Origin of the sequence: Bacillus sp. LJBV19 (assembly GCF_017797845.1) — a bacterium.
Classification (GTDB): Bacteria; Bacillota; Bacilli; order Bacillales; family Bacillaceae; genus Bacillus; species Bacillus velezensis.
The window spans coordinates 751,079-767,041 of record NZ_CP072563.1 but is presented as its reverse complement, the minus strand read 5'-3'; the positions used below and the strand labels follow the sequence as shown (position 1 = coordinate 767,041).

At 46.9% G+C, this 15,963-nt stretch carries 6 protein-coding genes and 1 pseudogene; 2 read left to right on the top strand and 5 right to left on the bottom strand.

The window, feature by feature from the left end:
- Positions 1 to 16: 16 nt before the first annotated feature.
- Positions 17 to 5,926 carry a SpaA isopeptide-forming pilin-related protein gene (locus tag J6600_RS03820; protein ID WP_209387992.1) on the bottom strand — a complete coding sequence of 1,970 codons (5,910 nt, stop codon included), beginning with the start codon at positions 5,924 to 5,926 and terminating at the stop codon, positions 17 to 19.
- Between the two features lie 180 nt (positions 5,927 to 6,106).
- Complete coding sequence (locus J6600_RS03815) at positions 6,107 to 7,183, bottom strand: response regulator (RefSeq protein ID WP_209387991.1); 1,077 nt, start codon at positions 7,181 to 7,183, stop codon at positions 6,107 to 6,109.
- A gap of 232 nt (positions 7,184 to 7,415) precedes the next feature.
- Here J6600_RS03815 and J6600_RS19535 point away from each other — a divergent pair.
- Both J6600_RS19535 and J6600_RS19530 read left to right on the top strand, forming a co-directional pair.
- Positions 7,416 to 9,299 (top strand): annotated as a pseudogene (locus J6600_RS19535) (sensor histidine kinase); the annotation flags it as partial.
- Positions 9,300 to 9,371: 72 nt separating this feature from the next.
- The gene (locus J6600_RS19530; RefSeq protein ID WP_280879556.1) at positions 9,372 to 10,451 is read left to right on the top strand and encodes a response regulator; all 1,080 of its coding nucleotides are present in this window, start codon (positions 9,372 to 9,374) and stop codon (positions 10,449 to 10,451) included.
- Between the two features lie 154 nt (positions 10,452 to 10,605).
- Here J6600_RS19530 and J6600_RS03805 read toward each other — a convergent pair whose 3' ends face one another.
- The 3 genes from J6600_RS03805 to J6600_RS03795 all read right to left on the bottom strand — a co-directional run bounded on the left by J6600_RS03805 (position 10,606) and on the right by J6600_RS03795 (position 15,919).
- Positions 10,606 to 12,840, bottom strand: a complete 2,235-nt coding sequence (locus J6600_RS03805) for an exosporium glycoprotein BclB-related protein (protein ID WP_245207605.1) — start codon at positions 12,838 to 12,840, stop codon at positions 10,606 to 10,608.
- Positions 12,841 to 13,025: 185 nt separating this feature from the next.
- A complete protein-coding gene (locus J6600_RS19675; RefSeq protein WP_209387989.1) occupies positions 13,026 to 15,107 on the bottom strand; it encodes an NTTRR-F1 domain in 2,082 nt (693 codons plus the stop codon).
- A 113-nt stretch (positions 15,108 to 15,220) separates the two neighbouring features.
- Positions 15,221 to 15,919, bottom strand: a complete 699-nt coding sequence (locus J6600_RS03795) for a hypothetical protein (protein ID WP_209387988.1) — start codon at positions 15,917 to 15,919, stop codon at positions 15,221 to 15,223.
- Positions 15,920 to 15,963: the final 44 nt, after the last annotated feature.

The following is a 15,963-nucleotide window of genomic DNA, read 5'->3' as shown; positions in this document are numbered from 1 at the left end:
TCAGGTGCGATAACGTCTATCTATTCCTTGCTTTCTTCTTTCTTGATACAACAGCCGCGGCTCCGCCGGCTAATAGCAGCAGAATACCGGCCGTGACCGGCATCATACCGTCCGTATCACCGGTTTTCGGCAGGTTTTTGCCTGTATCCGAGTGATTGGTTTTACCATTGGTATCAGGGTGATGCCCGCCTTGATTCGTTTGATGATTCGGTGTATCTTTTCCAGGTGCGGGATTTTTTAATTTCTTATTAGAAACGACGACCTCAACGGCTTTTGACTGTCCTTTTTCAATTGTGAATTCAATTGGTTTTTCGTTCAGCTGATAACCGTCAGGCGCTTTTGTTTCGATAAATTGATACTGCCCGGGCGCTAATCCTTTCACCGTAAACCGGCCCTTTTGATCCGTCTTCCATACCGCCGGCCGTTCTTTGCTGCCGCCGGTGTTTACCGGATGTCCGGAAGAATCCGTGATCTTGAATTCAGCACCTTCCAGCACCTTATTTTTATCGTCATGATCCACTTTTGTCAGTGTGACATCACCAGGCGTCAGTGTATTCTCCGCACTGATTTCGACTGGTTTTATGTCGGTATTTGTGATCTTGAATGATATTGGCGTTTGATCCAAACTGTAAAGTTCAGGCGCTTTTGTTTCGATAAATTGATATTCGCCCGCTTTCAGTCCCCGTACAATAATTTGTCCGTGCTCATCTGTCGTCAGACCCTCTGTCAGTACTTTGCCGTTTGCATCTGTCAGATTAAACTTCGCACCTTGCAGGACTTTCCGTTTGTCACCTTGATCCAATTTTGTGAGAACAACGCTGTTCTTGATGTTAACTGCAGTCAGGGCAGCCTGATTCGGTTTTCCGCTGTTCTCAGCCTTAATCGTAAACGGCACAGGGGTTGTTGACAGCAGATAACCATCCGGCGCTATTGTTTCAACAAATTGATAGTTTCCGGGCGCCAAACCGCCGGCGTCAATTTTGCCGCCTTCTTTTGTCATCAGATCGTCTCTTACGGTTTTTCCATCACTGTCAATGATTTTAAATACTGCACCGTCTAAAACGTTTCCGTCTTGATCCTTCTTGATCAGCTGGACAGAGCCTTTATAGTTGACAAAGGTGCCGGCCTCAGACGGCTTCGGCTTTCCTTCCGCTGTTTCTGAGATGGTAAACTCTTTTTTCTCCGTATTTACCACATAACCGTCGGGCGCTTTTGTTTCGATGAAGGCGTAATGACCCGGTGCAAGGCCGGATGTTTCTACTTTTCCGTCCTTATCTGAAACCAGATCTTCTTTAACCGTTTTTCCATCACTGCCGACGATTTTGAAGACTGCACCTTCAAGTTTCTTGCCTTCCGCATCTTCCTTCGTCAGCCGGACAGAGCCTTTATAGTTGACGGCCGTTCCTGCGTCAGACGGATTCGGCTTTCCTTCCGCTGTTTCTGAGATGGTAAACTCTTTTTTCTCCGTATTTAACACATAGCCGTCGGGTGCTTTCGTCTCAATGAAGGCGTAATGACCCGGTGCAAGGCCGGATGTTTCTACTTTTCCGTCTTTATCTGAAACCAGATCTTCCTGAACCGTGTTTCCATCACTGTCGACGATTTTGAAAACTGCGCCTTCTAGGTTCCGGCCTTCCGCATCTTCCTTCGTCAGCTGGACAGAGCCTTTATAGTTAACGGCCGTTCCTGCGTCAGTTGACTCCGGCTTTCCTTCCGCCGATTCTGAGATGGTAAACTCTATTTTCTCCGTATTTACCACATAACCGTCAGGCGCTTTCGTTTCGATGAAGGCGTAATGACCGGGTGCAAGGCCGGATGTTTCTATTTTTCCGTCCTTATCTGAAATCAGATCTTCTTTAACCGTTTTTCCATCACTGTCGATGATTTTGAAAACTGCGCCTTCAAGATTCCGGCCGTCTGCATCTTTCTTCGTTAAAGCGGCTTTTCCTTTATAATTCACCATTGATCCCAATTCAACATCAGGTACTTGATTCTTTTCGTTCTTTGCGATTGAGAAGTGAATGGCTTTTGTGTTTACGATAAACCCTGACGGGGCTTTCGTCTCCATCAGCCGATAGTATCCGGCGGGCAAACCGTTGATCTCAACTTTCCCATTTTTATCGCTTTCAATATTATTTTTTATCAGAGTATAGGTGCCGTCGCTTGATTTTTTCTCAAGCTTAAATACAGCACCGGCCAAAGGCTTGTTGTTTTCGTCTTTTTTGATAAGCGTCACCTTATTTTTTTGATTTATGACTTTATAGAGTGCTCCTGCTGCGGAGGATTTGCCGTCAATCGTAACGGAGACCCCGTTTACATAAGCGTCGCTGATGGTGTAGCCGTCCGGAGCTTTTATTTCTTTCAGTACATAGGTTCCGTAACGGATATTCCCAAACGCAAGTTTACCGGCATCGTCTGTTGTGCCCGTACGCAGCAGCTGCTTGCCGTCTTTAGACCATAATTGAAAGCCGGCTCCTGAAAGAGATGTTCCGTCTGATCCTGTTTTAGATATCGTCAGGCTTCCCTTCTCTCCTGATCCTGAGCCGCCGCCGCTTGAAATGGCGACAAACACTGAGCTGTTGTTCTCTTGGGTCTGCTCCTCAACATTTGTCCCTGATATCGACACTTTGTTGCTGACCTGACCGCTGTTGCCAGAAATATTAATGAGAGAACGATATTGTATGACATACGCGCGGTCGATTTGTTTATAGCCGCCTGTAAAGGTGAGGACAAATGATTGTTCACCGGTGGCATTGTCAGTTTTTATATCTAGTTTATAGTCCTTATCTTTTTCAAGCTTCACATCACCCGGAATAAGATTTCCGCTGCTGTCTTTCATAACGCCGTTCTCATTATATTTTGCTTGATATACTTTAAAAGAATCCTCATCTATTATTTGATTCTCATCCGGGGTGTCTTTGACTTTTACGTCATCCAGTGTCGATTGGCTGGCATTGACATTAATGTTCCAATCGATATTGTTTCCGTTCTGCTTGCCGCCTTTAGAAATCAGGTTTCCTCCGTTTGCGATGGAAACTGAACCCGTCAGCGTTCGGTCTGCATGGTCATTATTAAAGTACTCTGCTTTGTTTGTGTATTGATTCTGTTTGATGGCCTGGCCTTTTAATGACGTTTTAAATTCAATCAGGTATGGTAAAGCGTCATCAGTTTTGAGACGTACGATTAACGTATTTTTGTTGCCGTCTGACGGCTCTTCTATTTCATATTTTGAAGAATCCAGCGACTCTCCTTCAGTGATGGAGCCGTTTTTGCTGATGGTATACGTTTTAACAGCAACCGACCCATGCAAATATTGCTGACCATCTGTGATCGTATCTTTTATATAAGGATTTTTTGAAGGTTCGCCATTGTAATTGATGCCGACTTTCCATGTGATTTCTTTTGAAACGGCATTGTATGAGCCGTTTTTGAATCCGTTATGGGACGTCTGATTGTTCGGTGTGAAGCCGCTCGATTCCTTATTTGTGCGTTTGCCGCCGTTTTTATCCGTCCATGTCGACTCCGCCGTATTCTTAATGGGTTCGTTTGAAAAGTCAGCGTTGAATTTTGTCGTATACGTGATCTTAAACTGACTGTTTGTTTCTGCGTAGTCCCCGATCAATGCTATTGTAAAGCCTTGATTTCCGGGTTTTTTTGTTAATGTATAGTCTGTTCCTTCTTTCAGCGTTTTGTTATCAGTCGTGTCTTGCATGTGAAATGAATCGTCAATGAGCGTCAGGCCTCCGCTGGTGAATTGATCATCCAGCGTCCAGTCTTTCATTGTGTAACCGTTTTTGTTAACTGTGATTGTCCAATCAACCGTCTTCTTCTCATAGTCTGCATTTGAATAATTTTTGATCAGATTCTGCTGAATGGCGGTTCCCGGAGTTTCCTTCGAGTCCCCCGTATCTGTCACTACTGTGTTGGTGTATTTGACAGGACTGTCAATAATGACCCCATCGTTGACTTGAGATTGATAAATGATCTTATATGCTCCTGTGACACTTTGCTTGAATTTTATGTCAAAACCGTTCCCGTTATCAGTCAGCGTATAATCCTCACCCTCTTTTAATGGGGCGCCCTCTTGTTCGCTGCCGTTCTGGCTGAATGTAATCGGAAGGACTTTCAATGAACCGGGAACAAGATGCAGATCGTCTGATCCGAACGTATCCTTGATGCCGGCTTTGGATTGATCAATCTTTTTCTCACCGTAGTTGTACATAACAGCCCAGCTGAACGTTTGGGATTCTCCTTTATAACCTGTCGAAGATTTTTCTATCATTTTTCCGTAACCCGCTGTTACGGAAGCTTCCGCAGAAATCGGCTCCGCATTGTCTCCGCTGAATGCCGCCTTGTTTGTCAGCGTGATCTTTCCGCCTTTACCCGGCTTTGCCGCATCTTTAATTTCCGTGTCATATATGAGCCGGCAGGCTGAATCGATCGTTCCGGCGAAGGTGACACTACCGTTTTCGCCAACGGTATAACCTGAAGTTATCTCATTTCCCTGACTCACCGAGCCGTCAATATTCACATCAAGTTCATACACTTTCACAGAGCGGAAAGTCAATTCGTCCGGAAGGCTTTCAGTCAATTTCGCATGTTTAACTTCTTCTTCCTTTTTATTAAGATCAACCGTCCACGTTACCTTTCCGGGATTAATACCTTTATCCAATGCCCCTGATTTCTCAATGGTTTTATTGACATTCGGTTTAAAATAAACCGTTACGTCCGGCGTATCAGAGTTAACCGGAAACTTAATCTTTTGTGTGGTTGATCCTTTTATTTCTTTCTGATTGAATTGGGTGTTTACATACAATGACCCCTTGACGTTAGAATCTTCTTTTACCTCGCCGTTAAACGTCATGATGACATGGCCGCTCGTATTAATGGAAAAAGTTCCGTACGTACTATCGCCGTCGGTCAATGGCTGGTTCGTAATGTCATTATGCATGATAAATTCTTTAGGCAGATCAAATTCATATCGATCACCGTCGTTTATTGTTTTTCCCAGCTCATTCGGAATCGCCCATTGAATGGTGATATTTGCCGGAGAGTTCGTATTCGCAGGGTTGTTTTTGTCATATGGTTTTCCTTTTTCATCCGTCAATTTCACATCAGTTAAAATATTTTGCGTAATCCGGCTTCCGCCTGATTGAAGGCTTTTAGCGGCAGATTTGCTTGTAATCACCATTTTTGATTGACTGCGTTTAGCAGAAGGTTTTGATTTCGTTGTCTGTTCTGCTTTCTCCCCGCCGTCCGCAGGTGCTGACTTTTTCTCTGTCTTTTCCTGAGGTTCAGCAGGTGTTGAAGAAGTGTTTTTTTCTGTATCAGAAACCGTTGTTTCGTCTTTCTTCACAGGGATTAACACCTGCTGGGTCTTGCCGGCATCCAGTTGAAAAAGAGCTTTTGCCATTTTCGTCTCATCTGTTATGTCGGGAGTAAACTTCGCCGACAGTGTAATGACGCCTTTGGCATTCCCGGCATCCGCTTCAGCATCGTTCACTTTCACTTCCAGCGTGCTGCTTTTTGCTTCAGCTTTATATATACCGATCACCCGATCAGCTGATGTCAGCTCACCTTCGGCATCGTTATCTAATGTAAAACTTTCCGGAATCTTTAAGGTGATATTCCGGTCACTTGCATCTTCCTTGTGTTTTAGTGACCATTCGTATGTCAGTGTCACTTTATCTCCCGGTGCTAAAGCCGGTTCACTGGCTTTTGACCCGTCAACAGTCTGCTGTCTGCCGTCTTTGACTGTAACTGAATCAAAGAACCCGCTCTCGCTTTGTTGTGATCCGGAAGCGGCTGCGATCGGAGTAAAGCTGACAACTTGGCTGAAGATGAAAAACAGCGTGAAGCATGAAATCAATGCCGCCCTCAGCCTTTTGCTTTTTTTCTGGCTGAACGAAAAGTTCCTCACTCCCAATGTCTTATTCCTCCCCTTTTATATAGACTTACGTTCGAACAAGCCGGTAAGCATGGGATTCTCCTTATCCGAACCAAACTACATTGTATGAAATCGGCCTATACAAATTCTGTACATGGGATCATTTCAGAAATAACGCACAAAAAAAGACCGGCATCAGCCGGTCCGGTCATTCAATCGTCAATTGATTTTATCCTTCAATTGTTTATAGCGTTCGTATTCCTTTATCGCCTCTTCTACCTTTCCCAGTTTATTAAATAACTGCAGTTTGTATTGTATAATTTTATCGTCACCGGGCTCTATTTTCTCAACCTGCAGGCAAATGTCCATCGCTTGATGATCATTCTTCTCTTGGATGAGAAAACCAATCAGTTCGTACGCTTTGCTGAGCCACAGATGGGCCAGACGCGCTTTTTCCGGCTCTGCCCACAGATAGCCATTCTCCATGAGATAATGGTTCTCATATGACATGACAATGTCCATATGCCGGGTTAGTGCAGCTGCGCTGAGCGGAGGAGCCTCTTTTAATGTTTTTTCCCATTCTACTGTATCAACCTTTACCCCGGAAAGCCGGAGAATGTATCCTATATCGGTATTTTCTATTGATTGGCTGAAGGGCAGCTGACCGATTAATTTCCGTATCTGATATATTGTCGAGTAGAGCTGGGTGCTTGCTTTTGATACATCATAAGCAGGCCAAAACATTTCCATCAGCATGTCTTTACTGACCGTGCGCCCTTGATTAAGAAGTAAAAATGCATACAGTTCACGGGCTTTGGATGTTCTCCACTTGACTGTTATGTATGTTTTGACACCATTTACCGATTGATAAAAGTCCAGGTTGCCAAAACATTGTATAACATAATCCGTCCCGGTATTCTCGTCTGCCGTCCTGAGTTTTTTATTCATTCGGATTCGCTCAACAGTTGTCAGCAGCCGGGCATTGTCAACCGGTTTTAAAAGATAATCGACAGCATTTAATTCAAACGCTTTGATCGCGAATTCATTATAAGCGGTGATAAAAATAACTTGAATATTTTCATTGAGCTCCTGAATCGATTCAGCAAGCTCAATACCGTTTATCCCGGGCATTTCAATGTCAAGAAACACCGCATCAGCTGCTGAAAGCTCCGAATGCTCCAGAACTTCCGCCGGATCTTGAAACGTTATAATAGATTGAAAGGCGGTTGTCCGCTCAAGCATACGATTAAAATGAAGCAATGCCAGTTCCTCATCATCCACAATTAACGCTTTCAAACCGCATCCCACCCGTCAATATAGATATCTGAAAATAATTTCAATTATACCATGTCCAACGCCCTATATAGTTGGATTCTTTTTCTTTCTCTTGTTGTATTATAAAGTTTGTGATTACAATATTTGTACATTAAATAGGATAATAGAATGCCCCTGAATGGGATAAAGGAGTAATGATGTGAAAGAAAAATTCATTTCGATTTCGATTATTTGCGGCTATGCTGCCTTCTTTATGATTTTTATGGCCATGGATCATTTTTCAGGATCATCCCTCCCTCAAGCGGAACAGGGAGTGATCAATCTGGAAAAGTGGGATTTTCAAAAGGATGGAAATGTCCAGCTGAACGGGAAATGGATTCTATATCCAAATCAGATGCTGTCACCGCAGGCGCTTCATTCAGCAAAAGGAAAAAATCCCGTACTCGTTGATGTCCCTGTCAATGTGAAGCTGTTCGGAAAAACGGCCGATGTGGATTATGGGACGTACAAACTGACAATCCGATCAAATGAAGACAATCAGGTTTTGGGGATCAGCACATCTTTTATCTACAGTTCAAACCGTCTTTACCTTAATGGAAAAGTAATCGGACAGAGCGGCAATCCTTCAGAAAAAGCTGATTTTAAGGCGCAGAACAAACCGTACAGCAGCTTTTTCACGCTTCGCAAGGGTGACAATGAACTTGTCCTGCATTTTTCGAATTTCGGAAAAGTTCCCGGCTGGGGGATCGCAAAACCGATAACGTTTGGGACTCAAGAACAAATTATACGCGAGAATCAAATTTCCTTTTTCAATGATTCCATTATGATTACGGCTTTTTTCATTACCGGTTTATATTTTCTCGGCTTTTTTCTCCAACGGACAAAGGATAAACATTTATTGTTCTTTTCCGTGATGTGTCTGCTTTTTTCAGCCATTATTCTTATGATCGGGAAAGAACGAATTATCTTTCTCCTCTTTCCGTCTATTTCATTTTCATTGCTGAATTCCTTGCGTATCATCTCAACCGTGCTTGTCAGCATGGCGGTTTTTCTTTATCTCTTTTATGCATACAGAGAAATTGTTTCAAAAACGACGATCACCTTTTTAACCGCTTTATCCGGGATTATCTTGATCACTGATTTTATGTCCGGAAGTTTCATTGACCACCTCTCATACATTTTACATTCTGTGCTTGCCGTTACGACCCTGTTTTATATTACATATATTTTTACGATTGCCGCCATAAGAAAAATAAAAGGAAGCACGTACCTTACACTCGCATCCGTTTCGATGAGCGCTTTTGTGATTCTTACGACCATTTCAGCTTACAGCGGCAAAACGGCTTTTTCTTTTAATTCGATCTATTCATTGCCGACAGTCATTGCTTTATTGGCGGTGGTTCTTCTGATGGCGCAGCAATTCGCCGGAGCTTTCCGGGACAATGAAGTCCTCTCACGGAAATTAGTCAAAATCGACCAACTGAAAGATGAATTTATCGCCAAAACTTCACACGAATTCAAGACGCCGCTGAACAGCATTATTAATATATGCCAAACCCTTGTAGCCGGCAGAAAAAAGAAGACGATAGAGGAAGAGAAAGAAAATATGCAGCTGATCATCCGTATGGGCTACAGACTTTCTGATCTCGTAAATGATATTCTTGATTTGGAAAAAATGAAGCAGGGTATGCTGCAGATTCGTCCGGTTCCCGTCGATGTGCATGCCGTCATATGCAGTGAGATGAACTTCTACCGGCTTTTATCCAAACATAAAAAACTTGCCATTCTTAATCATGTGCCGGACGATCTCCCTTTGGTGCTTGCAGATGAAAACCGTTTCCGGCAAATCTTAACCAATCTTGTTGAAAACGCAATCAAGTACACATCCGAGGGGAACATTATTCTTTCTGCTGAAAGCCTGAATGACAAAATGATTCAAATCACGGTGGCCGATACCGGCAGCGGCATTCCTGAGGCTGATCTTGAAACCATTTTTGATTCTTTTCAGCAAGCTGAAGGGACGGAAGAAGATGGAACGGGTTTAGGTTTAAGTATTGTGAAACAGCTCGTCAAGCTCCAAAACGGGGACATCTGGGCGGAGTCAGCGGCGGCGCAAGGATCAGCCTTTCATTTTACGTTACCCGCCGCTCAAATTGATTCTTTACCGGAAGCAAAGACCGAGCTTCCTAAATCACAGCCCGGACAGAGAATGCCGGATATTTCGCTGGTCACGCCTTATCACTCAGAAAAAATCGAGGCTCCGACGATTCTGATCGTCGACGATAACATCGAGAGTTTGAAAATTTTAACTGATATGCTGGAAGGTGTTCCTTATAACGTAATCGCAGTAAAAAGCGGAAAAGAGGCGCTTCAAGCTGTCTCTTCCTCGAAGCTTGACTTGGTCATATTAGACTTGATGATGCCCGACATGACGGGTTTTGAAGTCTGCACAAACATCCGCGAAAGATTCAGCATGGTCGATCTGCCGGTTCTTATCGTTACGGCAGCCATTATCAGCCATGACAAATACAAGGCGTTTCATGCCGGAGCAAACGACATTTTACAAAAGCCTTATCATTACTCTGAATTCACCGCGCGTATTAAAAATTTAATTTTGATGAAGCATACGGCTCACCAAGCCACAAATTTGGAAATGGCTTTTCTTCAGTCGCAAATTAAGCCTCATTTTCTTTACAATGTATTAAATACGATCATCGCGCTCAGCCATTTGGATATTGAAAAAGCACGGGAAACGACTGCTGCATTTACAAACTATTTAAGGATGAGTTTTGATTTTCAAAACACTTCGGACATCAGCTCATTCAGAAACGAACTTTCTATCATTACGTCATATCTTTCTATAGAAAAAACACGCTTCGGCAAACGGCTTGATATCCTTTTTGATATTGAACAGGACATTGACTTCCCCCTTCCGCCTTTAATGATACAGCCATTGGTGGAAAACGCCGTTCATCACGGGATCAGTAAGAAAAGAGGCGGCGGACGGATAAAGCTGACAGCGAAAAAACAAGGCGAAAACACGTATTTTATCAAAGTGGAGGATAATGGAACCGGCATCATGCCGGACATACAGAAAGATATTTTGTCTTCTGATGTTAATCGCCGTGTCGGCCTGAAAAATATCAATCGGCGGCTGAAGCATTTTTGCGGAAGCGAATTGACGATCACCAGCACCCCGGATGAGGGCACCGCTGTTTCGATGATGATTCACACTCCCGGCACAACGGATGACTCGAACTCACTAAAAACGTCTTCATTAAGATACTGATTAACTTCAGAAGGCTTGTAAATACTTCTGCCGGCTGTCGGGGAATTCCTGTCAGCCTTTATTTACCCAGAAAGACGTAAAAACAAAAAAGCTTGAAGAAAAAGTGATATCATCTCCAAGCTTAGATAATCCGCACCAGTCTGGCCGTTTTCACTTAAGAAATCGTAACTCCCGCGCTTGCATATCCCGCGACTGTATTAATAAGCGAAAGGCCGGTCGCAGTGGCGGAGAATACCATTAACAGCCGGGTTTGAGGAGTTACCGCAATGTTCAGCCCTGTCGTGATTCCGTTGCTGATGCTGCCGATTGACAATATGCCGGTGAGGGGAGGAGCTAAAGTGACGGATGCTCCGGGGATCGGCGTGAACGTATTGTTCGGCACTGTGGAACTGTATAATTGTGCGGTTATCGTAACCGTCGAGCCGACAAGCGACAATGCTGCGGTTGTACTGAAATAGGCGGCAATTGATGTAATGGTTCCGCTTCTCGGAACAGAAAAAGCAAAGTTCAGCAGAGTTCCTCCGGCCCCGGTAAGATCAATTGCGCCTCCCCCTCCGACATTGACGCCCGTCACAGAATTGCCGAAGCCGACAAGGCTCACCGTTCCGATTAATCCGCCGGCAATGGTCGTCACGGCAGTTGGAAGACCTGAAGCATAGGGAATGATCGCGCCTGCTCCGGTTGCTCCGGTTATCCCAGTTGCACCGGTTACTCCGGTTACTCCGGTTACCCCGGTTGTTCCAGTTGATCCCGTTACCCCGGTTGCTCCAGTGGCGCCGGTTACTCCGGTGGCTCCCGTTATCCCGGTTGCTCCTGTTATTCCTGTCGCTCCAGTATCCCCGGTTGCTCCAGTGGCTCCCGTTATTCCGGTGGCTCCCGTTATTCCGGTCGCTCCAGTATCTCCGGTTACTCCCGTTACCCCGGTTGCTCCAGTACCTCCGGTAGCACCTGTTACTCCGGTGGCGCCTGTTACTCCGGTGGCTCCCGTTGCCCCAGTCGCTCCAGTATCTCCGGTTACTCCCGTTACCCCGGTTGCTCCAGTTGATCCCGTTATTCCGGTCGCTCCAGTATCTCCGGTTACCCCGGTTGCTCCGGTTACTCCCGTTACTCCGGTCGCCCCAGTATCTCCGGTTACCCCGGTTGCTCCGGTTACTCCTGTTACTCCGGTCGCCCCAGTATCTCCGGTTACCCCGGTTGCTCCGGTTACTCCTGTTACTCCGGTCGCCCCAGTTGCTCCGGTTACTCCTGTTACTCCGGTCGCCCCAGTATCTCCGGTTACCCCGGTTGCTCCGGTTACTCCCGTTACTCCGGTCGCTCCAGTAGCTCCGGTTACCCCGGTTGCTCCGGTTACTCCTGTTACTCCGGTCGCCCCGGTTACACCGGTCGAGCCCGTTACTCCTGTTGCTCCCGTTACTCCTGTTGCTCCTGTTACCCCAGTTGCCCCCATTACCCCGGTGGCGCCGGTTAATCCAGTTGCTCCGGTTATCCCCGTGGCTCCCGTTACTCCGGTGACACCTGTTACTCCCGTTACTCCGGTGGCGCCGGTTTCTCCGGTCGAGCCTGTTACTCCGGTTGCGCCTGTTATTCCTGTCGCTCCTGTATCTCCGGTTACTCCCGTTACTCCGGTTTCTCCAGTGGCTCCGGTGGCCCCTGTTACTCCGGTGGCCCCTGTTACTCCGGTTACCCCGGTTACTCCAGTTGATCCCGTTACTCCGGTGGCTCCAGTAGCTCCGGTTACCCCGGTTGCTCCAGTAGCTCCGGTGGCTCCTGTTATTCCGGTCGCTCCAGTAGCTCCGGTTACTCCCGTTACCCCGGTTGCTCCAGTAGCTCCGGTTACCCCGGTTGATCCCGTTACCCCGGTGGCACCGGTTATTCCAGTCGCGCCGGGATCTCCAGTCGCGCCGGGATCTCCAGTGACGCCGGTTGCTCCGGTTAGTCCAGTAGCTCCGGTGGCTCCCGTTACTCCCGTGGCGCCTGTTACCCCAGTTGCCCCCGTTACCCCGGTGGCGCCTGTTACCCCAGTCGCTCCGGTATTCCCGGTCGAGCCCGTTGCTCCGGTGAATCCCGTTGCTCCGGTAAACCCCGTTGCTCCAGTGAACCCCGTTGCTCCAGTCAGCCCTGTTGCTCCGGTCAGCCCCGTTGCTCCGGTGCACCCCGTTGCTCCGGTGAATCCTCTTACATGAAAATGATTTGGATGACAGCATGGACACCATCTTTCATGACAGCAAGAGTTTTCGCAACAGAATCCTTCACAGCAATGTGCTCGATTTTGATAACTGCGCCTTTGATTTCTTCTTTTATGTTGAAAATGACAGCAACAATCATTGCAATTCCGGCAGTCGTAATCCCAAGAGTCGTATCTGTTATACCAAGTATCTCCTTTTCTCATTACACCACCTCTATTTGCATAATATTTCCACGAAGAAAAAAGGTGTGGCAAAACCCCGCTTCTATTGGGCAAATTTTCAAATGGTCTTTAAGGCTGCATCATGCACAGCTTTTTTCACAGAAAAAAAGACCTAACTGTGCATAAGTCAGGTCTTTCATCTTTAAAATATCAGTCTGCTGTTATCATTAGGTTGTCGGGAAACTTATGCTGTTAAAATCGATATTGAGAGCAGTTGCTGCCGTTAAATTATTAGCAGTTGTTAAAATAATCCTTAGCTGGTACGTGTTTGTTCCTGCGGTCGGCGCAGTATCCACTGTTGTGTCCGCAATCGAAAAACTTTCCGTAGCTGCGGTAGTATTAGTTCGCGACAGAGTTCTTGTATGAATTTGTACTGTTCCCCTATATAATCTCACCTCAAAAACAAAGTTTGAATTGGCTGCAGATGTTATCGCGACACTGAGGGCATAATCAAGCTTTACATTCTGCAAAGCATTAACTGGGATTGCCAGCGTAGCAACGGGAACTTCTGTATTTAACGGCGGATAAACAGTGAGCGGCCCGTTGGTTCTTGTGAATAGCAAGGCCGGTGTACTGCCTGTGGCGCCGGTTACTCCTGTTGATCCTGTTATTCCGGTCGCTCCTGTTACTCCCGTTGCCCCAGTTACTCCTGTTGACCCTGTTACTCCCGTTGCTCCAGTTACTCCTGTTGACCCTGTTACTCCCGTTGCCCCTGTTACTCCCGTTGCCCCTGTTACTCCTGTTACTCCCGTTGACCCTGTTACTCCTGTTGACCCTGTTACTCCCGTTGACCCTGTTACTCCTGTTGACCCTGTTACTCCCGTTGCTCCAGTTGCCCCAGTTGGGCCGGTTGTTCCCGTTACTCCAGTTGATCCTGTTATTCCCGTTACGCCGGTTACTCCTGTTGAGCCTGTTACACCAGTCGAGCCGGTTGTCCCCGTTACACCAGTCGCTCCTGTACCCCCGGTTGAGCCTGTTATTCCGGTTGAACCAGTTGGTCCTGTCGATCCCGTTGCGCCGATTTCTCCAGTTACCCCCGTTGCCCCTGTTGCGCCGGTTTCTCCAGTAGCTCCAGTAGCTCCGGTATCCCCGGTCGAGCCAGTTTCTCCGGTTGCGCCAGTAACTCCAGTTGCACCGGTTTCACCTGTTGAGCCAGTAATCCCTGTTGCACCGGTTTCTCCGGTTGAGCCAGTAATCCCTGTTGCACCGGTTGATCCTGTTACCCCAGTTGGGCCTGTTGAACCAGTCGAGCCGGTTGGGCCTGTTGCTCCTGTTATCCCCGTTGCCCCAGTCACTCCCATTGATCCCGTTGCTCCGGTTATTCCTGTTGGGCCTGTTGAACCGCTTGATCCGGTTGCACCAGTTGTTCCAGTTGCTCCAGTTATTCCAGTGGCGCCCGTTGCTCCGGTTGTTCCTGTTGACCCGGTTGCTCCTGTTGCTCCTGTTATCCCCGTGGCTCCGGTTATTCCTGTCGACCCGGTTACTCCGGTTGGGCCTGTTACTCCAGTAGCCCCGGTATCCCCGGTCGAACCAGTTTCTCCGGTTGAACCAGTTACACCAGTTGGGCCGGTTGGACCTGTCACTCCGATTGATCCTGTTACTCCCGTTGCCCCTGTTACACCGGTTGGGCCTGTTACTCCGGTCACTCCAGTTGAACCGATTGCTCCTGTCGACCCCGTCGCTCCTGTTGGGCCTGTTGCCCCGGTTGAACCTGTTGCTCCCGTTACACCAGTTGCTCCGGTCACTCCTGTGGGGCCCGTCACTCCTGTGGGACCTGTAATTCCTGTTACGCCAGGTTCACCCCCGGTTTGCGCCAATGAAACATCGTCTATTAAAACCGTGCCGGAAGAAACTTTACTTAATACAATGACGGCAGAGGCCGCGCCAGAAGGCACACTGCTTGTTTTATAGATTTCAGACCATGTGTGAAAGAGCACGTTCGGCAAATTTCCGGGTGTAATATTTTCTTGAATGGAACTGATTTGTTCACCTGCTGTGCTGATATAGATGATCTGGAGAGTTACTTGGGGACTTGGCTCATTTCCGAGCGTTGCGAGTGATACGAATAGAGTCAGTGACTTGGCTGAAATGGGAACGATTTGACTGAGGTAAGCATATGGCTGAGCTCCAATAAATTGCGCGGAATATCTCCCTGAATGTGCAAACAAACTGTTAATCTGGGTATTGGCCGAACTCCACCCCGCTAATGTGCCGGTTTCAAAGCTCCCGTTTATAATCGGATTATTCATTCAATCTTTTTCCCTCTCCTTCCCGTTGTTGACCGTCTTACCTATTAAGACAGCATATTAATACGGGCTGTGTTTTGACAACCTAAATAAAAAGGTGATTTCTATTCATCACCTTAGTCCGATCCTTGAATGGGGAATCCCGTCGCAATGAGGGAGCGGTTTGCCGCTGCAACTTGTGTTACGAGATTCGAAGAAAGGACGGATAAATAGAGCTGGTACGCGGCTGTTTCATCCGCCTTCATTTCGTCGATGTACGTAAAAGGAATTCCTATGATTTGTCCGCCTGAAGAAAAGAGGTTCCGCTCTTGTCTCTGTGTTTGTATCGATACGCCATTTCTTTGCAGATCGACAGCTAAGACCAATGAGAAATGAGACGCGAGCGGGTCTAATTCCACATTTACTTGTATGACGGCATCCGTTTTCACCAATTGATCTGTCGGCGCGGCTATCACTGTGCTTAACACGTTTATCGGTGTTCCTTCTAACGGAATCATCATCTGGTCTGCTGTATTTTGAAAAGCTACCGCAGGAACCGCTCCCGGCGGCCCCTCAGGCCCCGGGGGACCGGGCGGACCCGCCTCCCCTTGCGGACCGCGGGAGCCGGCGGGTCCTCTTTTGCCTTCGGGACCTCGCAGCCCGGGTACGCACAAGGCAGATCGATTTTCATCTGAAGATGGAAACCGTTTTTCCGTCCCTGTTTCCGGTCTTTCAAGTTCACATGGTAATTGTTCATACCGGCGTTTCATATGTCTGCTCATATATTTGTAAGGTTTCTGTTTCAATATCATGTATTGATCACGGCCGCTGCTCATATTATCACCCCGGCCATATTCTATTCGCACTGAAGTCATCATGT

Bases quoted from the DNA above. Each gene is read 5' to 3' on its own strand.
- J6600_RS03805 (WP_245207605.1), bottom strand. From the start codon at position 12,840: ATGAGAAAAGGAGATACTTGGTATAACAGATACGACTCTTGGGATTAC.
- J6600_RS03795 (WP_209387988.1), bottom strand. From the start codon at position 15,919: ATGAGCAGCGGCCGTGATCAATACATGATATTGAAACAGAAACCTTAC.
- J6600_RS19530 (WP_280879556.1), top strand. From the start codon at position 9,372: ATGCCGGATATTTCGCTGGTCACGCCTTATCACTCAGAAAAAATCGAG.
- J6600_RS19675 (WP_209387989.1), bottom strand. From the start codon at position 15,107: ATGAATAATCCGATTATAAACGGGAGCTTTGAAACCGGCACATTAGCG.